This is a genomic window from Ewingella sp. AOP9-I1-14, assembly GCF_052375995.1.
Classification (GTDB): Bacteria; Pseudomonadota; Gammaproteobacteria; order Enterobacterales; family Enterobacteriaceae; genus Ewingella; species Ewingella allii.
Genome location: NZ_JBQSVA010000002.1, coordinates 401744 through 426610, shown reverse-complemented (window position 1 = coordinate 426610; position 24867 = coordinate 401744). Strand labels below are relative to the sequence as shown.

19 protein-coding genes and 1 pseudogene are annotated in these 24867 nt (G+C 54.0%); 10 read left to right on the top strand and 10 right to left on the bottom strand.

Features of this window, described 5'->3' with window-relative positions; all coding sequences use genetic code 11:
- Positions 1-60: 60 nt before the first annotated feature.
- Positions 61-1473, bottom strand: coding sequence for an MFS transporter (locus ACT3RT_RS07180; protein ID WP_353501565.1), 1413 nt, complete (start codon positions 1471-1473; stop codon positions 61-63).
- A 346-nt stretch (positions 1474-1819) separates the two neighbouring features.
- Here ACT3RT_RS07180 and pepN point away from each other — a divergent pair, with 346 nt between their 5' ends.
- Positions 1820-4435 carry an aminopeptidase N gene (gene pepN, locus ACT3RT_RS07175; RefSeq protein ID WP_496202741.1) on the top strand — a complete coding sequence of 872 codons (2616 nt, stop codon included), beginning with the start codon at positions 1820-1822 and terminating at the stop codon, positions 4433-4435.
- A gap of 95 nt (positions 4436-4530) precedes the next feature.
- On the opposite strand, the gene ssuB is transcribed toward pepN, so the two are convergent.
- The 5 genes from ssuB to ssuE form a co-directional block, all read right to left on the bottom strand.
- Positions 4531-5304 carry an aliphatic sulfonates ABC transporter ATP-binding protein gene (gene ssuB, locus ACT3RT_RS07170; RefSeq protein WP_353501567.1) on the bottom strand — a complete coding sequence of 258 codons (774 nt, stop codon included), beginning with the start codon at positions 5302-5304 and terminating at the stop codon, positions 4531-4533.
- Positions 5301-6098: an aliphatic sulfonate ABC transporter permease SsuC gene (ssuC, locus tag ACT3RT_RS07165; protein ID WP_353501568.1), complete on the bottom strand. Its 798-nt coding sequence runs from the start codon at positions 6096-6098 to the stop codon at positions 5301-5303. Before ssuC ends, ssuB begins: the two co-directional genes overlap by 4 nt.
- A gap of 11 nt (positions 6099-6109) precedes the next feature.
- Entirely contained in the window at positions 6110-7264 is a 1155-nt protein-coding gene (gene ssuD, locus ACT3RT_RS07160; RefSeq protein ID WP_353501569.1) for an FMNH2-dependent alkanesulfonate monooxygenase, read from the bottom strand.
- Between the two features lie 62 nt (positions 7265-7326).
- A complete protein-coding gene (locus ACT3RT_RS07155) occupies positions 7327-8301 on the bottom strand; it encodes a sulfonate ABC transporter substrate-binding protein (protein ID WP_485902648.1) in 975 nt (324 codons plus the stop codon).
- Positions 8302-8323: 22 nt separating this feature from the next.
- A complete protein-coding gene (ssuE, locus tag ACT3RT_RS07150; RefSeq protein ID WP_353501570.1) occupies positions 8324-8905 on the bottom strand; it encodes an NADPH-dependent FMN reductase in 582 nt (193 codons plus the stop codon).
- Between the two features lie 280 nt (positions 8906-9185).
- Between ssuE and pyrD the strand changes: the two genes are divergently transcribed.
- Together pyrD and ACT3RT_RS07140 are read left to right on the top strand one after the other, a co-directional pair.
- The gene (gene pyrD / locus ACT3RT_RS07145) at positions 9186-10196 is read left to right on the top strand and encodes a quinone-dependent dihydroorotate dehydrogenase (RefSeq protein WP_034789270.1); all 1011 of its coding nucleotides are present in this window, start codon (positions 9186-9188) and stop codon (positions 10194-10196) included.
- Positions 10197-10396: 200 nt separating this feature from the next.
- Positions 10397-10945, top strand: coding sequence for a cell division protein ZapC (locus ACT3RT_RS07140; protein WP_353501571.1), 549 nt, complete (start codon positions 10397-10399; stop codon positions 10943-10945).
- A gap of 30 nt (positions 10946-10975) precedes the next feature.
- Here the strand turns inward: ACT3RT_RS07140 and ACT3RT_RS07135 are convergent, their stop codons facing one another.
- A complete protein-coding gene (locus ACT3RT_RS07135; protein ID WP_485902645.1) occupies positions 10976-12079 on the bottom strand; it encodes a YcbX family protein in 1104 nt (367 codons plus the stop codon).
- Between the two features lie 115 nt (positions 12080-12194).
- Between ACT3RT_RS07135 and rlmKL the strand changes: the two genes are divergently transcribed.
- The 6 genes and pseudogenes from rlmKL (at position 12195) to rmf (ending at position 20228) form a co-directional block, all read left to right on the top strand.
- A complete protein-coding gene (rlmKL, locus tag ACT3RT_RS07130; protein WP_496202740.1) occupies positions 12195-14315 on the top strand; it encodes a bifunctional 23S rRNA (guanine(2069)-N(7))-methyltransferase RlmK/23S rRNA (guanine(2445)-N(2))-methyltransferase RlmL in 2121 nt (706 codons plus the stop codon).
- Positions 14316-14320: 5 nt separating this feature from the next.
- Positions 14321-16225: an ABC transporter ATP-binding protein gene (locus ACT3RT_RS07125; RefSeq protein ID WP_496202739.1), complete on the top strand. Its 1905-nt coding sequence runs from the start codon at positions 14321-14323 to the stop codon at positions 16223-16225.
- Positions 16226-16305: 80 nt separating this feature from the next.
- Positions 16306-17571: a membrane integrity-associated transporter subunit PqiA gene (gene pqiA / locus ACT3RT_RS07120; RefSeq protein WP_496202738.1), complete on the top strand. Its 1266-nt coding sequence runs from the start codon at positions 16306-16308 to the stop codon at positions 17569-17571.
- Positions 17558-19213, top strand: coding sequence for an intermembrane transport protein PqiB (pqiB, locus tag ACT3RT_RS07115; RefSeq protein WP_396132027.1), 1656 nt, complete (start codon positions 17558-17560; stop codon positions 19211-19213). Before pqiA ends, pqiB begins: the two co-directional genes overlap by 14 nt.
- A pseudogene (pqiC, locus tag ACT3RT_RS07110) lies at positions 19213-19784 on the top strand (membrane integrity-associated transporter subunit PqiC). The gene pqiB and the pseudogene pqiC overlap by 1 nt, the downstream one beginning before the upstream one ends.
- Positions 19785-20060: 276 nt before the next feature.
- Positions 20061-20228, top strand: a complete 168-nt coding sequence (gene rmf / locus ACT3RT_RS07105; protein WP_072009867.1) for a ribosome modulation factor — start codon at positions 20061-20063, stop codon at positions 20226-20228.
- A gap of 156 nt (positions 20229-20384) precedes the next feature.
- On the opposite strand, the gene fabA is transcribed toward rmf, so the two are convergent.
- Positions 20385-20903 carry a bifunctional 3-hydroxydecanoyl-ACP dehydratase/trans-2-decenoyl-ACP isomerase gene (fabA, locus tag ACT3RT_RS07100; RefSeq protein ID WP_353501577.1) on the bottom strand — a complete coding sequence of 173 codons (519 nt, stop codon included), beginning with the start codon at positions 20901-20903 and terminating at the stop codon, positions 20385-20387.
- Between the two features lie 68 nt (positions 20904-20971).
- Positions 20972-22738, bottom strand: coding sequence for an AAA family ATPase (locus ACT3RT_RS07095; RefSeq protein ID WP_496202737.1), 1767 nt, complete (start codon positions 22736-22738; stop codon positions 20972-20974).
- A gap of 210 nt (positions 22739-22948) precedes the next feature.
- On the opposite strand from ACT3RT_RS07095, the gene matP reads away from it, so the two are divergent.
- Entirely contained in the window at positions 22949-23404 is a 456-nt protein-coding gene (gene matP / locus ACT3RT_RS07090; protein WP_353501579.1) for a macrodomain Ter protein MatP, read from the top strand.
- Positions 23405-23566: 162 nt separating this feature from the next.
- Here the strand turns inward: matP and ompA are convergent, their stop codons facing one another.
- Positions 23567-24646 (bottom strand): porin OmpA, encoded by a 1080-nt coding sequence (gene ompA, locus ACT3RT_RS07085; RefSeq protein ID WP_353501580.1) that lies wholly within the window; start codon positions 24644-24646, stop codon positions 23567-23569.
- Between the last annotated feature and the right edge of the window lie 221 nt (positions 24647-24867).

Genomic DNA, 24867 nt, shown 5'->3' with positions numbered 1-24867 from the left:
GGTCTGATCACATTTAAATAACAAAAATGCCGGGCAGCGGGCGTCACCCGGCGTGTTTGGCTAAATGTTTTCCAAATTAATGCCGCGAGTTTTCGGCCCGAACAGGCCAATCACGAGCATGACAATTAACATGCTGATCACGATAAACGCGATCACCCCGCCGGTTCCTGCGTATTGCAAAATCAAACCGATCATAATGCTGCTGAAGGCGGTAGAAAGCCGACTAAAGGAGTAGCAGAAGCCCACCGCGCGGGCGCGAATGTGGGTCGGAAACACCTCGGTCTGATAAGCGTGATAGCTGTAGGTTAGCCACGCATTGGAATAGGTGATGAGGAAGCCGCAAATAATTAGCATCAGGGCATTACTCTGGAAAGCGAATAGCGTGCCGAAAATCACCGTCATTAATGAAGAGAGAACAATCTGCCATTTGTTTTCAATTTTATCGGCGTAGCGGCTGCAAATCAGCGAACCCAGCGGATAGGCCAGAGTAATAAAGAAGGCGTACAGCAGGCTATGGGTCAGCGTCGTGCCCTGGCCGGAGAGCAGGGCGGGCAGCCAGTTACCAAAGCCAAAGAAGCCGATGGCCTGAAAGAAGTTCATCACCATCAGCATAAGCGTGCGCGAACGATACTCAGGTGCCCAAATCTCTTTAAAGGTGCTTTTTCGTGGCGGTTCTGCGCGCGCCGCCGTCGGCACATAGGCCGGGCTGTGGCTGACGCCGCAACGCTTTTCCATCTCCGTGACGACTTTATGAGCCTCTTCGTGCCGCCCCTGCTGCGCCAGCCAGCGGGCCGACTCCGGCAGATTCTTCCTCACCAGCCAGATGACAATCGAGCACACCGCTCCCGCAATCACCACGAAACGCCAGCCGCTGAGGCCAAAGAAGGTCTGCGGCACCAGCCACCATGACATTAATGCCACCGCCGGAACCGAGAGGAACTGAATGAAGAAGGCGAAGGCGAAGGCCCGGCTGCGCAGGCGCGTCGGCACCCATTCGCTCAGATAGGTATCAATGGTTACTAGCTCCAGACCCAGCCCAATGCCCACTAAGAAGCGGCAAAGAATTACTCCTTCGGCGCTGTGTTGAAAAGCCATTAATAAGGAGAAAAAGCCGTACCAGACCAGCGCGAACATAAAGGTCATGCGGCGGCCAAAACGGTCGGCGTTGGGCGCCAGCAGGCTGGCGCCGACAAACAGTCCTAAAAAGGTGCTGGAGGCAAACGCCGCCTGATCGGCAATGCCGAAAATCCCGGCCGCGCCGACGTGGAAGATATTCTCAGCCACCAGGCCCGAGCTGATATAGCCCGTCTGGAACAGGTCATACAGTTCGAAAAAACCGCCAAGCGAGAGCAAAACGATAAAGCGCCATAGTCCGGCCGTAGGTGGGAGTGCGTCGATGCGAGCCGACAGCGTAGGGTTATGATTATTTTTAGAGTAAGTCGAATCCACTCCGGGCGCAGCTATACCGCTCATTTTTTATTAACCTCTTGGATACATGGTATTAACAACCATGCTAATGATTAGCGTGCGGTTTTAAATTTTGAATTCATGGGTTAAACACGATAATTAAGCATAAAAGACTGGCTTGTTAATTAATCAACCCGCCATCGGAGGCCGGAGAGGGCAGAGCCAGATTGCCCGTGCTGAACAAAACGTGTCCTAACAGACTCACAAGCCTGTAACAATCTGGGAATTTCAGGTGCCTGTGGTAAAGTTTAGGAAAGCTTTTCAAGCTATAGGATCGCCGTTAAGGGATGCTCTGGTGTCTAACCCAACAACAAACGTCGTCAAGATTGACGAAAACGTTAAAAGGTTTTTTATGACTCAACTGCCACAAGCCAAATATCGCCACGACTACCGTGCGCCGGATTACACCATCACCGACATCGATCTCAACTTTGAACTTGATGCAGAAACCACGGTAGTGACCGCGGTCAGCCAGATTAAACGCCAGGGTGCGGAAGGCGCTTCGCTGGTGCTGGATGGTGAAGGACTGACGCTGATTAGCCTGAAAGTGAATGGTCAGGATTGGCCAAGCTACCAGTTGACTGAAAACACGCTGACGATCGACCGTCTGCCGGATGCCTTTGAACTGAGCATCGTCAACGAAATTCACCCGTCCAAAAACACCGCGCTGCAAGGGCTTTACCTGTCTGGCGTGGCGCTCTGTACTCAGTGTGAAGCCGAAGGCTTCCGCAACATCACCTATTATCTGGACCGCCCGGACGTTCTGGCGCGCTTCACCACCCGCATCGTGGCTGACAAAGCGCGCTATCCGTACCTGTTGTCCAACGGCAACCGTATTGATCAGGGCGAGCTGGAAGGCGGCAAACACTGGATTAAATGGGAAGACCCGTTCCCAAAACCTTGCTACCTGTTTGCGCTGGTGGCGGGGGATTTCGACGTGCTGCGCGACACCTTTAAGACCCGTTCAGGCCGCGACGTGGCGCTGGAGCTGTTCGTTGACCGTGGCAATCTGGACCGCGCCGACTGGGCTATGGAGTCTCTGAAGCAGTCCATGAAGTGGGATGAAACCCGTTTCAACCTCGAATATGACCTCGACATCTTCATGATCGTTGCCGTTGATTTCTTCAACATGGGCGCGATGGAGAACAAAGGTCTGAACGTCTTCAACTCCAAATACGTGCTGGCGAAAGCAGAAACCGCCACCGACAAAGACTACTTGGGCATTGAAGCGGTGATCGGCCACGAATACTTCCACAACTGGACCGGCAACCGCGTGACCTGCCGCGACTGGTTCCAACTGAGCCTGAAAGAGGGCCTGACCGTCTTCCGTGACCAAGAGTTCAGCTCTGATCTGGGTTCACGCTCTGTTAACCGTATCGACAACGTGCGCGTGATGCGCGCCGCGCAGTTTGCAGAAGACGCCAGCCCAATGGCGCACCCAATTCGCCCGGAAAAAGTCATCGAAATGAACAACTTCTATACGCTGACCGTGTATGAGAAGGGTTCAGAAGTCATCCGTATGCTGCACACCTTGCTGGGCGAAGAGAAGTTCCAGGCCGGTATTCAGCTCTATTTCGAACGCCATGACGGCAGCGCGGCCACCTGCGACGACTTCGTACAGGCGATGGAAGATGCGTCCAACGTTGATCTCTCCCTGTTCCGCCGCTGGTACAGCCAGTCGGGTACGCCGGTGCTGACCGTGCGCGACGACTATGACGTGGAAAAACAGCAGTACACCTTGACCGTCAGCCAGAGAACCCCAGCGACGCCGGACCAGTCTGAGAAGCTGCCTCTGCACATTCCTTTGGATATCGAACTCTATGATCCACAAGGCAATGTGATTGCGCTGAAACAGAACGGCGGCGTGGTCAGCAATGTGCTGAACGTGACCGAAGCTGAGCAGACTTTCATCTTTGAAGATGTGGAATACCAGCCGGTGCCGTCGCTGCTGCGCGAGTTCTCCGCGCCGGTGAAACTGGATTACAAATATGGCGATCACCAGCTGACCTTCCTGATGAAACACGCGCGTAACGACTTCTCGCGTTGGGATTCAGCCCAGAGCCTGCTGGCGATTTACATCAAACTGAACGTGGCGCGCCATCAGCAGAAACAGCCGTTGTCTCTGCCGCTGCACGTGGCCGACGCTTTCCGCGCGGTGCTGTTGGATGAGAATATCGATCCGGGCCTGGCGGCGCAGATCCTGACTCTGCCGTCGGAAAACGAAATCGCGGAACTGTTCGACGTTATCGATCCAGAAGCCATCAGCGCGGTTCATGAAGCCATTACTCGCTGCCTGGCGACGGAAATGAGCGACGAATTCCTCGCCGTTTACCATGCCAATAGCCTGCCGGCTTACCGCGTGACCCATGCCGATATCAGCAAACGCGCACTGCGCAACATTTGCCTGCACTTTCTGGCCTTTGGCGACGTGGCTCAGGCTGACAAGATTGTGAAAGCCCAGTACGAACAAGCTGACAACATGACTGACTCACTGGCGGCGCTGTCTGCGGCGGTTTCTGCCCAGCTGCCTTGCCGTGAAGCCTTGCTGGCGGCTTACGACGAGCGCTGGCATCAGGATGGTCTGGTGATGGACAAATGGTTCATTCAGCAGGCCACCAGCCCGGCGGCGGATGTCTTGCAGAAAGTGCGTTCGCTGCTGACTCACCGCTCCTTCACCATGAGCAACCCGAACCGCGTTCGCTCGCTGGTGGGGGCCTTTGCTTCAGCTAACCCTTCTGCGTTCCACGCGGTCGATGGCAGTGGCTATCAGTTCCTGGTGGAGATGCTAACCGACCTGAACAGCCGTAACCCGCAGGTTGCCGCGCGCATGGTTGAGCCGCTGATCCGCCTGAAACGCTATGACAGCCAGCGTCAGGCGCTGATGCGTAACGCACTGGAGCAGTTGAAAGGGCTGGAAAACCTCTCCGGCGACCTGTTCGAGAAGGTATCTAAAGCGCTGGATGCTTAATTGCTGCATCAGGTGAATTAAGTATCAATAGGCATAAAAAAGGGCGATGGAAACATCGCCCTTTCTCTTTGGTGAACTGAAGTAAAGTGAAAAGCTTAAACCTGAGCGCGACGCGCCTCGCTCGCTGGCGCAGAAGGCGTTAATACTCTCTCCAGCACTTCGGCTTCCAGCTCTGCCAGCCGTACCGAGCCTTTGCGGCGCGGGCGCGGCAGGTCTACTTGCAAATCTAAGCCTATCTCGCCTTGCTCAATCAAAATCACTCTATCGGCGACGGTCACCGCCTCGCTGACGTCATGGGTTACCAGCAAAACGGTGAAGTCGTGCTGTTGCCACAGGCGTTCGATCAGTCCCTGCATCTCAATACGCGTCAGGGCGTCGAGTGCACCCAAAGGCTCGTCGAGCAGTAGCAAGCGAGGGCGGTGGATCAGCGCCCGGGCCAAGGCCACCCGCTGTTTTTGCCCGCCAGACAGTGCCGAAGGCCAGTCGTTAGCGCGATCGGCTAAACCGACCTCTTCCAGCGCAGCCTGAGCCGCTTCTCGCCATGCGCCTTTCAGCCCCAGACCGACATTATCGATAACCTTCTTCCACGGCAGCAGGCGATCATCTTGGAACATCAGTCGAGTGTCATCGCGCACGTGGCTTAGGGGCGCACTGCCGCTGAGTAGCTCGCCCTGAGTGGTTTTCTCCAGACCGGCCAGCAGGCGCAGCAGGGTGCTTTTACCACAGCCGCTGCGGCCGACCACGGCGACAAACTGCCCGGGCGCAATGCGCAGGTTAATGTCTTTGAGCACCGTGCGGTTGCCATACTTTTTGCTGATGCCGGACAAGGTCACCGGCGTGCCCTGAGGAATACGAGTGGTGTTGCTCATACGGCATCTCCTTGTTTTTTCTGATAAGCGGGGTGCCAGCGCAGCCAAACGCTCTCAAGCGAACGGGCCAGAATATCCGCCAGCTTGCCGAGAATGGCGTAGAGCACGATAGCCACCACCACCACGTCAGTTTGCAGGAATTCGCGGGCGTTCATCGCCAGATAACCAATCCCTGAATTGGCAGAAATGGTTTCGGCGACAATTAGCGTCAGCCACATAAAGCCCAGCGCAAAGCGCACGCCGACCATGATTGACGGCAGCGCGCCCGGCAGGACTACCTGCATAAACAGCGGCAAACCGGACAGGCCGTAGCTGCGCGCCATCTCCAGCAAACCGCGATCGATATTGCGGATGCCGTGGTAGGTGTTGAGGTAAATAGGGAACAGGGTGCCGAGCGCCACCAGGAAAATCTTGGCGGTTTCGTCGATGCCGAACCATAAGATCACCAGTGGGATCAGCGCCAGATGCGGAATGTTACGCAGCATCTGCAAGGAGCTGTCGAGCAGGCGTTCACCCCAGCGCGACAGGCCGGTGATAAAGCCCAGCAGCAGCCCCAGACTGCCACCAATCACAAAGCCAATCAGGGCGCGATAAGTACTGATTTTCAGGTTTTGCCACAGGTCGCCGCTTTTGGCTAATGTCCAGAATGCTTCGATAACCGCGCTCGGGGCAGGCAAAATGCGGTCTGACAGCCATCCGGCTTCAACCGCCAGTTGCCACCCGCCAATCAGCGCTACCGGAACAATCCACGGCAAAATCCGGTCCAGCCAGCGATGTGAGGTTTTGCTATGCATGCTGATCTTCCTTACTGCTCGGCTGAAGCGTGTTTTGGCGCGAAGTCATGGGCCACCAGTTCGCCGCGGGCCTCAATGGCGCGTTTTACCGTGCTGTCCTGATCCTGTTTCGCCAGATCCAGATGCGGGAACAGCAACTCGCTGACGCGATAGGCTTCTTCGAGATGCGGGTAGCCGGAGAAGATAAAGGTGTCGATGCCTAAATCGGCGTACTCCTGCATGCGGGCGGCGACGGTTGGGCCATCGCCCACCAGCGCCGTGCCCGCGCCGGAGCGTACCAGCCCCACGCCGGCCCACAGATTCGGGCTGATTTCCAGTTTGTTGCGGTCACCGCCGTGCAGCGCCGCCATGCGATGCTGGCCCACGGAGTCAGTGCGCGCGAAGGCGGCCTGCGCTTTCTTGATGGTTTCATCGTCAAGATTGGCAATCAGGCGATCCGCCGCCTGCCACGCCTCTTCGGTGGTTTCGCGCACGATGACGTGCAGGCGAATGCCGAAGCGAATGGTACGCCCTTGAGCGGCGGCCTTGGCGCGTACTTGCTCGATTTTCTCTTTCACTAAGTGCGGGGGTTCGCCCCAGGTGAGGTACAGCTCAACCTGCTCGGCGGCCAGGTCCTGCGCTTCATCCGAAGAGCCACCGAAATAGAGCGGCGGGCGCGGGAACTGCACCGGCGGCTGCATCAGGCTGGCCCCTTTAACGTGAATGTGCTTGCCTTGGTAATCGACGGTTTCACCTTCCAGCACGCGTCGCCAGATGCGAGTGAACTCGGCCGCTGATTCATAACGCTCTTTATGGCTGAGGTGTAAACCTTCGGCTGCCAACTCGGCCGGGTCGCCACCGGTAACCAGATTAAACAGCGCGCGGCCGCCGGACAGCCTGTCGAGCGTCGCCGCCTGACGCGCCGCAAGGGTCGGGGAGATAATCCCCGGGCGCAGCGCCACCAGAAACTTTAGCTTTTGCGTCACGGTGATAAGCGAGGCGGCTACCAGCCAGGAGTCTTCACACGAACGGCCGGTTGGCAGCAACACGCCGCCGAAGCCCAGACGGTCAGCCGCCTGCGCCACTTGTTGCAGATAGCCGTGGTCAACGGTGCGGGCATCTTTGTCGGTGCCCAAATAACGACCGTCTCCGTGGGTCGGTAAAAACCAGAAAACGTTCAGACTCATGTGATTTACTCCTCTCTGATCGCCGCCCTTGCTTGGGAGGGCGGCTGTTTTATTCTGCTAATTTAGTGAGTGGCGGCGTCGCGCCAGATTCGGTCTTTGATCTCGACGTGCTTAGGTAAAATCTTGTTTTGATAGAACAGGTCAGCCGTGGCTTGCTGGGCTTTCTCGGTACGCGCATCCACCGGGGTGATGGGGGAATCAGGTAAGTGATCCAGATAGCTGGCAATCACGTTTTCCGGTAATCCCATGGCCTTGGAAAGCAGCTGAATGCTCTGCGCCCTGTCGGTTTTCACCAGCGCGTTGGCCTGCGTTAACACGGCTAACACTTGATGAATAAACTGCGGGTTAGCCTCGGTATATTGCTTCGGTGCCAGATAGAAGGAGCCGGTTTGGTTGAGCGTACTGCCGTCGATCAGCACGCGAACGTTGCCTTGCAGCTTGGCCGCGGAGTAGTACGGATCCCAAATCGCCCAGGCATCGACGTCGTGTTGCTGGAAGGCGGCGCGGGCATCGGCCGGCGTGAGATACACCGGTTTGATGTCAGTGAACTTCAGCCCCGCCTGTTGCAGCGCGCGCAGCAGCAGATTGTGCGAGCTGGAACCTTTTTGGAAGGCGACTTTGCGTCCTTTCAGCTCGGCAACGCTTTTAATCGGGCTGTTGCTGTCGACCAGAATCACCTCAGCCTGCGGCTTTGGCGGCTCTTGCCCGACATACAGCAAATCGGCCCCGGCGGCTTGAGCAAACAGCGGCGGCAGGTCGCCGGTTCCACCCAAATCAATGCTGCCGACGTTCAGTGCTTCCAGAATTTGCGGACCTGCGGGGAATTCAATCCAGCTGATTTTGGTATGCGGAAAACGCTTCTCTAATAACTGATGCGATTTCGCCAGAACCAGCCCGACAGAGCCTTTTTGGTAGGCGATGCGGAAGGTCGCCGGATCTTTCTCTGGCGAGTTGGCGGCCTGCGCGCCGAAGGCCATGGCGGCCATTAGCCCGGCAATCAACGGCAGGCGTCGCAATAAAGAATAGGGGGATGGCATCAGCAAACTCCTGTTAGTGCAGTCAGACGCCAATACTCGCCGCAGAGGTCTGAGTGGCAGAGTGCGGGATTGGGCGGCGGCGACTGAGCGCCAGATAGAAGTTTTCCAGCGACTCTTCGAGGCGCTCATTCAGCGCGGGTTGCAGCGTAGCCGGGAAGGTCTGGTAGTCAGTGATCAGGCTGTCGTCGGCGAACACGCCTTGCAGCACTTCCTGCGCTTTTAGCGAAGCCAAAACCGGTTTCAGGGCGTAATCCACCGCCAGCATGTGGCCGATCGAGCCTGCCGTGGCCAGAGGCAGCACCACTTTATGGTCCAGCGCGCGCTCCGGCAGCAGGTCCAGCAGGGTTTTCAAGGCCCCGGAGAAAGAGGCTTTATAGACCGGCGTGGCGACAATCAGGCCATCCGCGTCGGCGAGTTGTGCGATGAGCTTTTTCAACTGCGGGCTGCCGAAGTTGGCGAACAGCAGATCGTCTGCATTGAAGTCCTGCAAACTGTAGGAAATCACTTCAACGCCGCGAGAGGCCAACCAGCGGTGGCTCAGGGCCAGTAACGCCGATGAACGTGAAGGTTGTCTCGGGCTGCCTGCAAGGGATATAACGCGCATCACTACTCCTTATAACCAAAAATTATAGATTCATCATTTTCTTTAACTTAGTGGTTTAAAGCTAACAGGCGCGGGCGGGGGACTGGAAATCTAAATTTTGACTATATATAGCCAAAAACCGGTTTAAGAGATGCTGCAAAGGTGACGTGAAGGTAACGAAGAGGTAAATAAAAGGGTATCGATTGCGCGGATAGGGAATTTTAGTAGTGAATCGTTTCCCTTTGCTCGGATGTTAGTCGATAATACCGCCCCGTCTAGCCACGGGACCCCAGGAGTCTGCATGTATTACCCACTTGTCAGGAAAGCACTGTTTAAGCTCGACCCAGAGCACGCGCATGAATTAACTTTCCGCCAACTGAGCCGCCTTTCAGGTTCACCTTTTGAATTCCTTATTCGCCAATCTGTGCCAACCAAACCGGTTAGCTGCATGGGGCTTTCATTTAAAAACCCGTTAGGCCTTGCCGCCGGGCTGGATAAAAACGGCGAATGCATTGATGCCTTCGGCGCGATGGGCTTTGGTTTTGTCGAAGTGGGGACGGTGACGCCACGTGCGCAGGCAGGTAATGACAAGCCGCGCTTATTCCGCGTCGTTGAAGCCGAGGGGCTTATCAACCGCATGGGCTTTAATAATCTGGGCGTGGATAATCTGGTCAATAATGTAAAGCGTTCACACTTTGGTGGAATTCTCGGCATCAATATTGGCAAGAATAAAGACACGCCGGTGGAAAATGGTAAAGACGATTATCTGACCTGTATGGAGAAGGTGTATCCATATGCGGGCTATATCGCGGTCAATATTTCCTCGCCAAATACCCCCGGATTGCGTTCACTTCAGTATGGCGAAGCGTTGGATGATTTACTGGCAGCGATTAAAAATAAGCAGCTGGAACTTCAGCAGCGCCATCAAAAATATGTTCCCGTGGCGGTTAAGATCGCGCCGGATCTTTCAGAAGAAGAATTGATCCAAATAGCCGACAGTTTGGTTCGCCATAATATGGATGGGGTGATCGCCACAAATACCACCCTCGACCGTAAATTGATCCAGGGGCTTAATTATTGCGAGCAGGCGGGTGGATTAAGTGGCCGCCCGGTGCAGTTCCGCAGCACCGAAATCATCCGTATGCTGTCCAATGAACTTAAAGGACAGATGCCTATTATTGGCGTGGGTGGAATAGACTCCTTAACCTCAGCGCGTGAAAAAATGGCGGCGGGTGCTTCATTAATACAAATATATTCCGGGTTTATCTATCACGGACCACGTTTGATTAAAGATATTGTTACCCATATCTAATATTTTTTCATATCTCAGGCAGCCGGGGGTTTATTTATTAACCCGGCTCGTCTATATTTTGTCCACTGGCCTGAATTAAGGTCAGCGATAGCTCAAGATTTGTCTGATTTAACCTCTCTACTAAAAAGCCTAATCTGCTTAACTGTCTTTCTTAATAGCGAGTGATCGGATTGTGGGTTCGGAGCAAACAGGATAACGAAATGAAAATCAAACCAGATGATAATTGGCGTTGGTATTTTGATGCTGAGCATGACCGGCTCATGTTGGATTTAGCTAATGGCATGATTTTCCGTTCGCGCTTTCCGGCAAAAATGTTAACGCCAGATGCATTTGGTGACGCCTCATTTTGTGTCGATGATGCCGCCTTATATTTCGATTATGAAGAGCACTGCAAGGCGATTAAATTAGCCAATGAGCAGCGCGCTGAATTAGTGTTAAACGCACTAGTAGCCTTCCGCTTCCTCAAACCTTTAATGCCGAAAAGCTGGCACTTCACCCAACAGTCCCGTCCTTTCCAGCCCGATAACGGCCAGATAGCGCAAGTGCAGGTGATGGAGAGCGGCGAGCAGGCAACGCTGCTGGTGGTGGAGTCTGGAGATAACGCCAGCCTGTGCCTGTTGGCGCAAGAGCGTTTAACCTTGGCAGGGCGCGGCATGGTGCTCGGCGACGCGATTAAGATTATGCATGACCGCCTGATGCCCGCGCCGGTGCGCGCTGATAATCGCCAGCTTTACGATCAGGCGGTGTGATTTCCGCCTGATTGTTTGTTATTGCCGACGTTAGCCCAAAACCACATCCGAACTCGGAATACAGCTGCACGCCAATACCGTCCCATCTTTGCCAATCGCACTGGCTTTCAACGGTGACACTTCGCCCGACTCCAGCGTCAATCTGCAAGCGCCACAAATCCCCGCACGGCATGAATAGGGAATGCGCAACCCCTGCATCTCTAATTGCTCGAGCAAAATCTGCTGGTTGTTGCCAGTAAACGTCGTGCCCTGATAGTTAATTTCCAACGTTTTACTTTCATTCTTAGGCGCAGCCACGCTTTCAATCACTTCACCCGCAGAATAGGGGCGCGGCGGCTTAGTCGCCAGAACCTGAATGCTGTCGCCCACGCGGATCATGCCGGTGTTACGGGCGATCATGTTTTGGCCGAAGTCGACGTCGCCGTTCTCTGCCGTGCGATAGCCCTGCAAGGTCTTCAGCGGCTCGCCGCGCGGATGCTTACGCCCGCGCTCGGTGCTCACTGTGGTTAAAACGCAGCGACTGCATGGCTTCACCAAGTCAAAGATCACTTCGCCTATGCGAATAGTCTGCCAGGTGTCTTCGGCATAGGCCTCAGCGCCGCTGACCACTAAGTTGGGGCGGAACTGCTCTAGCTTGACGCCGCTCGGACAGCGATTTTGCAGATCGCGCATCGAGGCTTCATTCATTAATAGATAAGGGAAGCCGTCGGCGAAGGAGAGGGGGACTTCGGCGTGTTTTTTCACCCGGCGGGTCAGTTCTTCGCCCACCCAGCGCAGCTGCACGTCGCGTTTTAAATAGCCGCTCAGCCACTGATTGACAGCTTCGGGGGCAATAACGGCGGTGAAATGGTTGCCCCACACCTCGGTGGGGTGGCCCTGGCCGCTGAAATCACGAAAACGTACGCAGAGGGTATCGCCATCCGGGCTGGTGATCATCAGACCGTCGGGTAATAAAGAAGGGGTGAACTGAACCAGCTGAGGATATTGTCGGGCAGTAATAAAAGTGCCTTGTGGGTCAGTCAACATGAAAAGCCGGTCAAATGCCAGACCACTGGCCGTCACCTGCGCGTGCGACAGCTGTAACCCACGCATTGATTTAACAGGGTGTATAAAAAGGCGAGAAAGGGTAGCCACGGGATCGTGCCTCCTTTGATTTCGGTTATATTTTTTATGATGACCAGAGACTTTATGACAAGCTGGCTGGATTAGCTATAATGCGCAACTATTTTCTTTTTGGTGATATGTCGATATGAACTCTTTGTTTGCCAGCACGGCGCGTGGACTGGAAGAACTTTTAAAAAGCGAACTGGAAACGCTGGGTGCGCAAGCCTGCAAAGTTGTGCAGGGAGGGGTGCATTTTGAAGGTGACGATCGCCTGCTGTACCAAAGTTTGCTTTGGAGCCGTCTGGCTTCGCGTATTCTTTTGCCTCTGAATGAATTTAAAGTCCACAGTGACTTAGACCTTTATCTAGGTGTGATGGCAATCGACTGGCCGGAAATTTTCGGCGTCGATAAAACCTTCGCAGTGCATTTTAGCGGGCTGAACGATGAGATCCGTAACAGCCAATACGGCGCGTTGAAAGTGAAAGACGCCATCGTTGACAGCTTCACCCGCAAAATTGACCAACGTCCAAACGTGGCGAAGCAGCAGCCAGACATCCGCGTTAACGTATTTTTGCAGCGTGATACCGCCAGTGTGGCTCTGGATTTGAGCGGCGAAGGCTTGCACCAGCGCGGCTACCGCGATCTGGCGGGACAGGCTCCGCTGAAAGAGAGCCTGGCGGCGGCCATTGTGATGCGTTCTGGCTGGCAAGCCGGCACGCCGATGGTCGATCCAATGTGTGGTTCAGGCACTTTGCTGATTGAAGCGGCGATGATCGCCGCCGATCGCGCGCCGGGCCTGCATCGCCAACACTGGGGCTTTACCGCCTGGAACAAGTTTGATGCCGAGCTGTGGCGTGAACTGATCGCCGAGGCGCAGGTGCGTACGCGCCGCGCGGTGCAGGAAACCACTTCTCGCTTCTTCGGCTCTGATATTGACCGTCGTGTGATTGAAATGGCCCGTGCCAACGCCCGTCGTGCCGGGGTTTCTGAGCTGATTAGCTTTGATGCCAAAGAAGTGGGCAAGTTGACTAACCCACTGCCAGAAGGCCCGGTCGGCACGGTTATCAGCAACCCGCCTTACGGCGAGCGTCTGGAAAGCGAACCCGCGCTGATTGCCTTGCACAACCTGCTGGGCCGCATCATGAAGACGCAGTTTGGCGGCTGGCAGTTGTCGCTGTTCAGCGCCTCGCCGGAGCTTCTGAGCTGCCTGCAACTGCGCGCCGATCGCCAATTTAAGGCGAAAAACGGCCCGTTGGAATGCGTGCAGAAAAACTACCAGCTGGCTGATAATCCGGCCGGGGCTGCTGGCGCGCAAATTGCGGAAGACTTCGCCAACCGCCTGCGCAAAAACGTGAAAAAACTGGAGAAGTGGGCCAAGCAGCAGGGTATCGAATGCTACCGCCTGTATGACGCTGACCTGCCAGACTACAACGTGGCGGTTGACCGCTACGGCAGCAAAATCGTGGTGCAGGAGTATGCGCCGCCGAAAACCGTGGATGCGCAAAAGGCCCGCCAGCGTCTGTTCGACGTGATTAACGCCACGCTCTCCGTGCTGGATATCTCTTCCAGTCAGCTGATCCTGAAAACGCGCGAGCGCCAGAAGGGCAAAAATCAGTATGAGAAACTGGCACAAAAAGGCGAATTCCTGCTGGTGGAAGAGTATAACGCCAAGCTGTGGGTGAACCTGACCGACTATCTGGACACCGGCCTGTTCCTTGATCACCGCATTGCGCGTAAAATGCTGGGCGAAATGAGCAACGGTAAAGACTTCCTAAACCTGTTTGCTTATACCGGCACGGCGAGCGTGCACGCGGGTCTTGGCGGCGCGCGCAGTACCACCACGGTAGATATGTCGCGTACTTATCTCGAATGGGCAGAGAAGAACCTGCGGGCGAACGGCTTGACCGGGCGCCAGCATCGCCTGATTCAGGCTGACTGCCTCTCTTATTTGGGCATGTGTGATGAGCAGTTCGACGTGATCTTCATTGATCCGCCGACTTTCTCAAACTCCAAACGCATGGCCGACAGTTTCGACGTTCAACGCGATCATCTGGCATTAATGAAAGATTTGAAGCGTATTTTACGTCGCAACGGTACCATCATGTTCTCCAACAACAAGCGCGGTTTCCAGATGGATCTCGACGGGCTGAGCAAACTTGGCCTGAGCGCAAAAGAGATCACCAGCCAAACCCTGTCACAGGATTTCGCCCGTAATCGTCAAATTCATAACTGCTGGCTGCTGTCCCACGCCGGCGAGGAAAAATAAAGTTTATGTCGTTAATTAGTATGTCAGGTGCCTGGCTGTCATTCAGTGACTCGCCGCTGTTGGATAACACCGAATTACACATCGAGCCAAACGAGCGCGTGTGTCTGGTAGGCCGTAACGGTGCCGGTAAATCGACGCTGATGAAAATCATCAACCGCGAAGTGCCGCTGGACGACGGCCGCATTGTTTACGAGCAAGATTTGATCGTGGCGCGTCTGCAACAGGACCCGCCGCGTAACGTGGAAGGTACGGTTTTCGACTTCGTATCAGAAGGCGTTTCCGAGCAGGCTGAACACCTGAAAGCCTACCACGCGATTTCTCATCTGGTGGAGTCCGACCCGAGCGAGAAAAACATGAACAAACTGTCCCAGGTGATGGAAATTCTTGACCATCAGGGCCTGTGGCAGCTCGATAGCCGTATCAACGAAGTGCTGTTGCAACTGGGTTTAGACGCCGACACCGAGCTAAAATCGCTCTCCGGCGGCTGGCTGCGTAAAGCCGCTTTGGGCCGCGCGCTGGTGAGTTCTCCGCAGGTTTTACTGCTCGACGAACCGACCAACCACTTGGATATTGAAAGTATTGGCTGGCTGGAAGATTTCCTGAAGGAGTTCCAGGGCAGCATTATCTTCATCTCCCACGACCGTTCATTTATCCGCAATATGGCTACCCGTATTGTCGATTTGGACCGTGGCAAGCTGGTTTCTTACCCGGGCAATTACGAAGCTTATCTGCTGGCGAAAGAAGAAGCGCTGCGCGTGGAAGAGCTGCAAAACGCCGAGTTCGACAAAAAACTGGCGCAGGAAGAAGTGTGGATCCGCCAAGGTATCAAGGCGCGCCGCACCCGTAACGAAGGCCGCGTTCGCGCACTGAAAGCCTTGCGTCGCGAGCGCTCCGAGCGCCGCGAAGTGATGGGCACGGCGAAAATGCAGGTGGAAGAGGCGGCTCGCTCCGGCAAAATCGTCTTCGAAATGGAAGATGTCAGCTACGCCATCTCCGGCAAACAGCTGGTCAGCCATTTCTCCGCGCAGGTGCAGCGTGGCGACAAAATCGCGCTGGTTGGCCCGAACGGCTGTGGTAAAACCACCTTGCTGAAACTGATGTTGAGCCAGCTGCAGGCCGACAGCGGCCGCGTTCACTGCGGCACCAAGCTGGAAGTGGCTTACTTCGACCAGCACCGCGCCGAGTTAGATCCAGAGCGCACCGTGATGGACAACCTTGCTGAAGGTAAGCAAGAGGTAATGGTCAATGGCCGTTCTCGTCACGTGTTGGGTTATTTGCAGGACTTCCTGTTCCACCCGAAACGCGCGATGACGCCAGTCAAAGCCCTGTCCGGTGGTGAGCGTAACCGCCTACTGTTGGCGAAACTGTTCCTGCGTCCAAGCAACCTGTTGATTCTCGATGAACCGACCAACGACCTGGATGTGGAAACCCTCGAGCTACTGGAAGAGATGATCGACAACTATCAGGGCACCGTGATGCTGGTAAGCCACGACCGTGAATTTGTTGATAACTCAGCCACTGAATGCTGGATTTATGAAGGCGACGGCGTGATCAACAGCTATGTTGGCGGCTACCATGACGCACAGCATCAGCGCCGCAACCAGAAGCCTATTCGTCAGGTTGCAGCCACTGAAACGAAAGCTGCACCGCAGCCGAAGACAGAACCTGCTAAACGCACGGCGAATAAGCTCAGCTATAATCAGCAGCGCGAGCTAGAACTTTTGCCGCAACAAATCAGCGACTTTGAAGTTCGCATTGCTGGTTTACAAGAGCAGATGAGTGATGCCAACTTCTTCACTCGTCCGCATGACGAAACGCAGCAGGTGCTGAACGCACTGGCTGCGGCAGAACAGGAATTAGAGCAGGCTTTTGAACGTTGGGAAGCGCTGGAAGCGCAGAAAAACGGCTAAGTTTGCCCTCAGCTGTGCAGACGAGCAGGGAGCGCGTCGTCTGCACAGTTTTTGCCCTTAGCGCACTTGAGGAGTTAACTGTGTGTTCTCATGTCCATGACCCGCACATTTTGTGTCCACAATGCGACTTGTTGGTGGAGATCCCGGTTATCGCCATCGGGCAGAAGGCGAAGTGTCCGCGTTGCCACACCACGCTGACCTCCCGCTGGAAAGAACCTCGTAAACGTCCTATCGGCTTCGCCATCAGCGCGCTGTTTATGCTGCTGCTCGCCAACCTGTTCCCCTTTGTTAATATGAATGTCGCCGGACTGAGCAGCGAAGTCACGCTGGTGCAGATCCCACGGGTATTAGTGTCTGATAACTATGCCAGTATGGCGTCGCTGTTCATGATAGTCGTCCAGCTGCTGCCGGCGATTTGCATGCTGTCCATCATTATTCTCTGCCTCAAGACGCGGCTCTCCACCCAGTGGAAAGTCAGCATTGCGCGCACACTTTTCCGCCTCAAAACTTGGTGTATGGTGGAGATCTTCCTTGCCGGGGTGCTCGTCAGTTTCGTTAAGCTGATGGCCTATGGCGACGTCGGCGTTGGCACCAGCTTCCTGCCTTATGTGCTTTTCTGTCTTCTGCAACTGCGCGCTTTCCAATGCACCGACCGTTATTGGCTGTGGCAGCAGGTCGAACCCGCGCCGCGCCTGACACAGCCGCTGAAAATTGGCGAAAGTGGTTTGAGTCAGGGGCTGCGTTCTTGCCACTGCTGCATGGCGATTTTGCCCGTCGATCAGTCGGTGTGTAGCCGCTGTGAAACTAAGGGCCACGCGCGCCGCAAAAACAGCCTACAGTGGACCATGGCGCTACTGGTCACCTCGCTGCTGCTCTATATTCCGGCCAATTTATTGCCAATCATGATAACTCAGGCCCTCGGCACCAAAATCACTTCGACCATTATGGCCGGCGTGGTGCTGCTGTGGAGTGAAGGCTCTTATCCGGTGGCGATGGTGATTTTCATCGCCAGTATTATGGTGCCGTCGCTGAAAATGCTGGCGATTGGCTGGTTGTGCTGGGATGCCAACAGTAATAAACAAATCGACAGGGAAAGGTTGCACGTGATTTATGAAGTGGTGGAGTTTGTTGGGCGCTGGTCAATGATTGACGTGTTCGTCATAGCCGTGCTCTCTGCACTGGTCAGAATGGGGCAGCTTATGAGTATTTATCCGGACATTGGCGCACTGCTATTTGCTGGGGTCGTTATTCTTACTATGTTCGCCGCGATGACTTTCGACCCAAGATTAATTTGGGATCGGGCCGGAGTTCAGTCTTTGAAGGAGCAACAAGATGGCGGAAAATAATATCAATGAGAATCACAACGGCACTGCGAAGGTCGAAAAGATCAAACGCTGGTCACCAGTCTGGATCATTCCGATCGTCACGGCATTAATTGGTGCCTGGATCCTGTTTTACCACTACAGCCATCAGGGGCCAGAAGTGACGCTGATCACCAGCTCCGCTGAAGGCATTGAAGGGGGTAAAACGACCATTAAAAGCCGCAACGTTGATGTCGGCAAAGTCGAAAGCGTCACCCTGAGTGAAAACTTGCAGCAGGTCATCATCAAGGCGCGCCTGAACTCCGGCATGGAGAAGATGCTGCGCGACGACTCTATTTTCTGGGTGGTGAAACCTCAGGTGGGCCGTGAGGGTATCTCGGGGCTGGGTACTTTGCTCTCTGGTGCTTACATCCAGCTCCAGCCGGGCAATAAAGGGGAGGAGAAGGCGCAATATGCCCTGAATGACTCGCCGCCTCTGGCCTCGCCGGACGCCCAAGGCATCCGCGTTATTCTGGAAAGCGAGCGCTCCGGCCAGCTCAGTCCGGGCGATCCGGTGCTGTTCCGCGGCTTCCAAGTGGGTACTGTGGAAACCAGCCACTTCGACCCGAAAGCCCGCAATATCAAATATCAGCTATTTATCCGTGCGCCTTATGATGGGCTGGTGACGGATAACGTGCGCTTCTGGAAAGACAGCGGCGTTAACTTCGACATGTCGGCACAGGGTATGCGCGTTGAGATGGGTTCACTCACCACCCTGTTCAGCGGCGGCGTGAGCTTTGACGTGCCGAACGGCTGGGAGCAAGGCTCGGCGGCCAAAAATGGCGATAACTATCAGCTCTTTGACGACCAGCGCAGTATTCAAGAGTCGCTGTATACCAAGCATATCGATTACGTGATGTTCTTCTCCGATTCTATTCGCGGCCTGCAACCGGGTGCGCCAGTTGAGTTCCGTGGCATTCGTCTGGGGACCGTGGCACAGGTGCCTTATCCAATGAACGTGCTGAAACAGCAGATGGATAATGATTACCGTATTCCGGTGCTGATTCGCATTGAGCCAGACCGTTTTGCTCAGCTGATTGGTAATGATTTCAACATCACTGACCATATCCGCGACGGCATTGCTCGGGGTCTGCGTGGCTCGATGAAGTCTGCTAACTTGCTGACTGGCTCGATGTATGTCGATCTCGACTTCTATCCCAATGAGAAGCCGTGGAAAGGGCCATACCAGATTGACGGGCAGAAACTGTTGCCGACCGTCAGCGCCGGTTTCGCGCAAATTCAGCAGAAGCTGATGACCACGCTCGACAAGATCAACAACTTGCCGATCGAACCTATGCTGCGCGAGGCGACCACCACGCTGGCGGAAAGCCAGAAGACGATGAAAGCCACGCAGAAAACCCTCGATTCGCTTAATGCCATTGTGGGCAGCAAAGAGATGAAAAATCTGCCACAGGATATGCAGCAGACGCTCATCCAGCTTAATCGCAGCCTGAAGGGATTCCAGCCTGGTTCTCCGGCTTACAGCAATCTGGTGGGAGATATGCAGAGTCTGGATAAAACCCTGCGAGAATTGCAGCCGGTGCTGAAGACCTTAAATGGTAAGAGTAATGCACTGATTTTCGCCGCCCCTGGGCAAGATGATCCTCAGCCGAAGAAGGCCAAATAATGATGAAATGGATACCTGTCGTCTTAGCATTGTTGCTGACTGCCTGTAGCAGTAGCGATCAGAAAACTTATTACCAACTGCCTATTCTGGGCAGCACGCCGGTAGCCACCAGCAGCGGCAGTATGATCCCACAAGGCAGCCACGGCAATTATGGGTGGAGCATGTCAGCGTGGCGGATTATCTGGCGGGCAACGGTCTGGTATTCCAGACCAATGACGTGCAGTACGTTCTGACGCAAAATAACCTGTGGGCCAGCCCGCTCGACCAGCAGCTTCAACAGTCGCTGGTGACTTATCTCGGGCGTGATCTGCCGGGCCGCGTGGTGTCCGCGCAGCCTGCTAACAACGCCGAGCAGGATGTGTTGAACGTCAATGTGACCGGCTTCCACGGCCGCTATGACGGCTCTGCGCTGATTAGCGGCAGCTGGGTGTTAACCCGCGATGGGCAGACCATTCAGCGCAGCTTCAACCTGACCCTTAAGCAAAATGAAGATGGTTACGACGCGCTGGTGCGAACGCTGGCCGCAGGTTGGCAGCAAGAAGCAAGCCAGATTGCTAGCCAGCTAAGATGAACATTTTTTAAGCTTAATTTAATTTAAGATAAAGACGCAAAATCCCGAATTCTGAGTTTTCAGACTTCGGGATTTTTTATTGGCGATCAGCCAGATGGGGATTTTCCGGCGCGATTAGCTTGCGCGCAATCCGATAAGATAGCGCATGAATATGACAGTTGTGTGCAATTTGTGCATTGACCTGACCAAAAATTGCGGCTATTTGTTAAGTGTGGACGCGCAAGCGGGCCACTGTTTTCTTTCCACCTGAACCTGAATAAATGAGGGAAACAAGGCATGAAGAGACAAAAACGCGATCGCCTGGAACGGGCACAATCACGTGGATACCAAGCAGGTATTGTCGGACGCTCAAAAGAGGTTTGTCCGCATCAAGCAGTTGATGCCCGCGCACATTGGCTCGGGGGTTGGCGACAAGCCATGGAGGACAGGGCAGTAACCGCTTAAGCGGCACCCTGTCAGAAAAAGGAACAACCTCCGCCGCGGGCGGAGGTTTTTGTTTCGATTTCCCTCAGATGCAAAAAAGCGAATATGCAGAACATATTCGCTTTTTTTTAGCTTTCAACCTGTGGGATAGAGCTTGGCGGGCAAGCTCTGACAGATTTAGAAGGCGCTGGCGTCTTTGAACAGACCCACTTTCAGGTCACTCGCGGTATAGATCACTTCGCCATCTACCAGCACTTCGCCGTCTGCTACCCCCATGATCAGTTTACGGTTGATCACGCGTTTGAAGTTCAGGCGGTAGGTTACCACTTTCGCAGTCGGTAAAACCTGACCGGTGAATTTCACTTCGCCAACACCCAGTGCGCGGCCTTTGCCTTCGCCACCGAGCCAGCCAAGATAGAAACCAACCAGCTGCCACATGGCGTCAAGACCAAGACAACCGGGCATTACCGGGTCGCCGATGAAGTGACAACCGAAGAACCACAAATCAGGATTGATATCTAATTCTGCTTCAACGTAACCCTTGCCATGGCTGCCGCCATCTTCTTGCATCTTCACGATGCGGTCCATCATCAGCATGTTGCCTGATGGCAATGGTGGGCCACCGGCACCGAAGAGTTCACTACGGCCAGAGGCTTCTAGATCTTCTTTAGTATAGGAATCGCGTTTATCTACCATGTTCTATGTAAGCCTTATTTTATTGAAGGACGGAGTTTAGCTAACAGGTGTAAGCCGAACAACTCCGATCAGCTGTGGCTGAACCAACTCAACCAGCGAAGTGGCCAGGGGTAACTGCGGCGTTCCTGAGGTAATGCCTGCGCGATACGTTCCTGAATCAAGCCCAGTAAACTTGGGCGAGCTTCTTCAGCTTGCTCTTCGTGAGAGTAAATTAATCCGGTCAGGATAGGCAGTGCTTCACCTGCGTTATCGACTGCCCATAAATGGAATTGGCCTTCACGCACGGCGTCAATCACCTGTGGGTGTAAACACAGGTTACGCACGTTGCTGGTGGGGATAATCACTCCTTGATTGCCCGTGAGACCGCGGCGTTGGCAAACTTCAAAGAACCCTTCGATCTTCTCATTCACGCCACCAATTGGCTGCACGTTGCCGAACTGGTCGACAGAGCCGGTAACCGCGATTTGCTGGTTAATCGGCTGCATCGATAAGGCGCTGACTAACGCACAAAGCTCGGCCAGAGACGCGCTGTCTCCATCGACTTCGCCATAGGACTGTTCGAAAACAATTGAGGCGGAGAAAGGCAGAGGCTGATCCAGTTCCAGTTCGGAAATCAGGAACGCCTGCATAATCATCATGCCCTTAGCATGCAGATTACCACCCAACTCGGCTTTACGCTCAACGTCGGTGAATTCACCGTCGCCCGTGTGTACGACACAGCTAATGCGCGAAGGTTCACCAAAGGCGCGCGGATGTCCCGGATATTCCAGCACGGACAGGCCGTTAATCTGGCCAATCACTTCGCCTTCGGTTTCAATACGAATTTGACCCAGTTCAATCTCATCCTGCATGCGTTCCTGCAAGTAGCTTTCACGCCATGCGCGCCCGTTAATTGCGGCTTCGAACGAGGTCAGGGTCAGTAACTCATCCTGATTATACAGTGCCGCCTCGGTGAGTTGCGCGCTGAGCCACGCAGGGCAAAGCGTCAGGCTACCTTGGTCGGTGCTATAGCGAATCGCCAGACGCAGCATCGCAGGCCAAGCGTCAGCAGCCAGACGTGGAATGTCCAGCTCGTCCGCCAGCGTGTTGACATAGCCACACCAGGTCGCCATATCGTCGGCATCGGTTAACGGCAGGTCAGATTCGAACTCGCCATACACCGCAGACTCAAGCAGCTCCGGCTCCATTTCATTGAATTCGCCCAATGAAATGCGATCCCCAACCAGCACCAAGCGAATGTCGATGGGCATTGAAGGAATAGCGACGGGCAGCGGGCGGCTCTCATCAGGTGAGATCCAGTGATAAATACCCTGAGTGATCATCTGCTTCAGGCGGAGCCACATCAGTGGCTGAGCCAGCAGGGCGCGGATGGATAGCACCAGCACGCCGCCGTTAACTTGATGAATTAGGCCCGGCTCAAGCTGAATCTGGTCTTTATAGATGCGCACACAGCCGAAAAGCTGCTCTGGCTCAATCCACTCTTGGTAGTGGCTGGCGAGTTTGGCGGCAAAATTATCTTCAACCGTGCTGGCATCCGCCACCGAGATTTTTCCACCCTCAATAAGATAGCGGCTGCCAAATACAGGCCGTTCTTCAGGGAGGATCTGGGTGATGGCGTCATTAATGCGAGAGAGATATTCACGGCTCTCCAGTGCTTTGATGGTCATAAAGCGGGGGCGGGAGAGCGGGTGACAGAACAGCGTTAAACCATTTTCCAGTCGTGGCTGAATAGCAGCGAAATCCACTGGGGCCAACTCAGCAGCCGTTGCGAAAATAGCCTCATAGGGCGTGGTATCGGGCAGTAAGAGCTGCCAATCAAGTCGGTTATTGGTCAATGTGTTAGCTGTGTTCTGTAAAATGGGAAAGGGCGATTATACAAGAATAAACAGTGATGAACACAGGGAGTGTCGTGGTTAAGACGCAGGTCACGGCAGCTAAGGTTTGTTCGTGTAAAAATTGAACAGTTTTGCATGTGCTTTTTGCAGTGAAAATTCGAATAAAGCTGTTATGCTTATCAAAGTTACGGGGTCACAGAAGAGCTCACAATGAAATATCAGCAACTGGAAAATCTTGAGAGCGGTTGGAAGTGGAAGTATCTGGTAAAAAAACACCGTGAAGGTGAACGAATTACCCGCCATTTAGAAAATAGCGCCGCCGAAGATGCTGTTGATGAACTTCTCAAATTAGAAAACGAGCCGGTCAAAGTTCTGGATTGGATCGCTAATAATATGAATCCTGCTTTGGAAAATCGCCTAAAGCAAACTATCCGTGCCCGCAGAAAAAGACATTTTAATTCTGAGCATCAGCACACCCGCAAGAAATCCATCGATCTGGAGTTTCTGGTCTGGCAACGTCTTGCTGGCTTGGCGCAGCGTCGTGGTTCAACCCTTTCGGATACCATCATCCAACTGTTAGAAGACGCGGAACGCAAAGAGAAGTATGCGAGCCAGATGTCATCGCTCAAAGAAGATTTGCAGCAGATCCTGGGTAATAAAGAGTAGGGGGGAAGGCTTTATGAGTAGGCCTGCGCAGTCATCATCTCAGTAATTCTATAACCTCGCCATTCTACAAAGCTCGTTATTCTAAAAATCTACATCCATAAAAAAACCCCGCCTAGGCGGGGTTTTTAGTATCTGTCGTTAAACAGTAGAAAGCGGTATGACTTAAGCCTGTGGCTGAGTCACAACGTCTTTGATACCCTTAACTTCGATCTCTACGCGACGATCTGGAGCCAAGCAAGCGATCTGTGCTTTAGTAGCACGGCCAGCTTTGTAGCCACAGGTGTTGCCAGTGATTGAGTTAGTTTCACCCATACCACGTGCAGAGATTTTGTCTTTAGGAATGCCTTTAGATACCAGGTAGTCAACCACGGTTTGAGCGCGTTGCTCAGACAGTTTCTGGTTAGACTGCTCAGAACCTACTGCATCAGTGTAGCCCAGAACAACTACTGAACCGTCTTTCGGATCCAGTGAGCTCAGTTGGGTGTACAGCTGATCCAGAGCCTGCTGGCCTTCTGGTTTCAGGCTAGATTTACCGAAGGTGAACAGAACGTCAGACTTCAGGGTAAATTTCTTGGTTTCTACAACTGGAGCTGGAGCTGGTGCTGGAGCTGGTGCCGGAGCAGCTGCTTCATCTTGACCGAAACGGTAAGAAACACCCACAGACAGCATAGCGTTGTCAGGACGTGCGCCAACGGTAGCAGCATCACCGATGTTGTTAACCCATTGGTAATCCAGACGAGTAGCCCAGTTTTTGGTTACAGCGTATTCGAAACCAACGGCTGCCAGTGGAGAAACACCGGTGTCGTGATCGCTTACGCGAGCGCCAGTATCGCCAAAGTTACCTTTGGAGTCTGCACGCCAAACCATACCACCCAGACGAGTGTAGATGTCCAGATCGTCAGTCAGTGGGTAGCTCAGTTTAGCAGCAAGTTGAACGCCCTGTGCTTTGAAAGCACCGTTGTTCGTGTCGCCTTTGTAAGGCATGCGGCCAAGCCAGTCATATCCCATTTCAAAGCCCAGGTATTGGTTTGCTTGGTAACCCAAGAACGCACCTGCACCCAGTTGGCTTTCGTGGGTAGGGCCGTTGCCGATACCGTTGTAAGCGTTAGCGAAACCAGTGTCATGGTACTGGGACCAGCCCAGCTTACCACCGGTGTACCAGGTGTTATCTTTAGGGGCGGCTTGCGCTACGGTAGCGAAACCTGCCAGTGCCACTGCTAATGCGATAGCTGTCTTTTTCATTTTTGCGCCTCGTTATCATCCAAATAGGCAATTGAGCTTTAAGCTTTTAAGCCCTTGGTTATAAAATCCTTACGCCAAAGTTATTGCTTCCGTTAAGAACTTTGCCACTTTACGTTGGCATTATAGAGCAACCTTGGCGTTGTAAAGTCTACAACGTGGCGAGAAACTTACAAGCTTGATGTGTTAACAGCGTGGAAAAAAAAGGAAAAATGTACACATTT

Excerpts from the sequence above, each read along its gene's own strand:
- ACT3RT_RS07180 (WP_353501565.1), bottom strand. The coding sequence starts at position 1,473 with ATGAGCGGTATAGCTGCGCCCGGAGTGGATTCGACTTACTCTAAAAAT.
- pepN (WP_496202741.1), top strand. The coding sequence starts at position 1,820 with ATGACTCAACTGCCACAAGCCAAATATCGCCACGACTACCGTGCGCCG.
- ssuB (WP_353501567.1), bottom strand. The coding sequence starts at position 5,304 with ATGAGCAACACCACTCGTATTCCTCAGGGCACGCCGGTGACCTTGTCC.
- ssuC (WP_353501568.1), bottom strand. The coding sequence starts at position 6,098 with ATGCATAGCAAAACCTCACATCGCTGGCTGGACCGGATTTTGCCGTGG.
- ssuD (WP_353501569.1), bottom strand. The coding sequence starts at position 7,264 with ATGAGTCTGAACGTTTTCTGGTTTTTACCGACCCACGGAGACGGTCGT.
- ACT3RT_RS07155 (WP_485902648.1), bottom strand. The coding sequence starts at position 8,301 with ATGCCATCCCCCTATTCTTTATTGCGACGCCTGCCGTTGATTGCCGGG.
- ssuE (WP_353501570.1), bottom strand. The coding sequence starts at position 8,905 with ATGCGCGTTATATCCCTTGCAGGCAGCCCGAGACAACCTTCACGTTCA.
- pyrD (WP_034789270.1), top strand. The coding sequence starts at position 9,186 with ATGTATTACCCACTTGTCAGGAAAGCACTGTTTAAGCTCGACCCAGAG.
- ACT3RT_RS07140 (WP_353501571.1), top strand. The coding sequence starts at position 10,397 with ATGAAAATCAAACCAGATGATAATTGGCGTTGGTATTTTGATGCTGAG.
- rlmKL (WP_496202740.1), top strand. The coding sequence starts at position 12,195 with ATGAACTCTTTGTTTGCCAGCACGGCGCGTGGACTGGAAGAACTTTTA.
- ACT3RT_RS07125 (WP_496202739.1), top strand. The coding sequence starts at position 14,321 with ATGTCGTTAATTAGTATGTCAGGTGCCTGGCTGTCATTCAGTGACTCG.
- pqiB (WP_396132027.1), top strand. The coding sequence starts at position 17,558 with ATGGCGGAAAATAATATCAATGAGAATCACAACGGCACTGCGAAGGTC.
- rmf (WP_072009867.1), top strand. The coding sequence starts at position 20,061 with ATGAAGAGACAAAAACGCGATCGCCTGGAACGGGCACAATCACGTGGA.
- fabA (WP_353501577.1), bottom strand. The coding sequence starts at position 20,903 with ATGGTAGATAAACGCGATTCCTATACTAAAGAAGATCTAGAAGCCTCT.
- matP (WP_353501579.1), top strand. The coding sequence starts at position 22,949 with ATGAAATATCAGCAACTGGAAAATCTTGAGAGCGGTTGGAAGTGGAAG.
- ompA (WP_353501580.1), bottom strand. The coding sequence starts at position 24,646 with ATGAAAAAGACAGCTATCGCATTAGCAGTGGCACTGGCAGGTTTCGCT.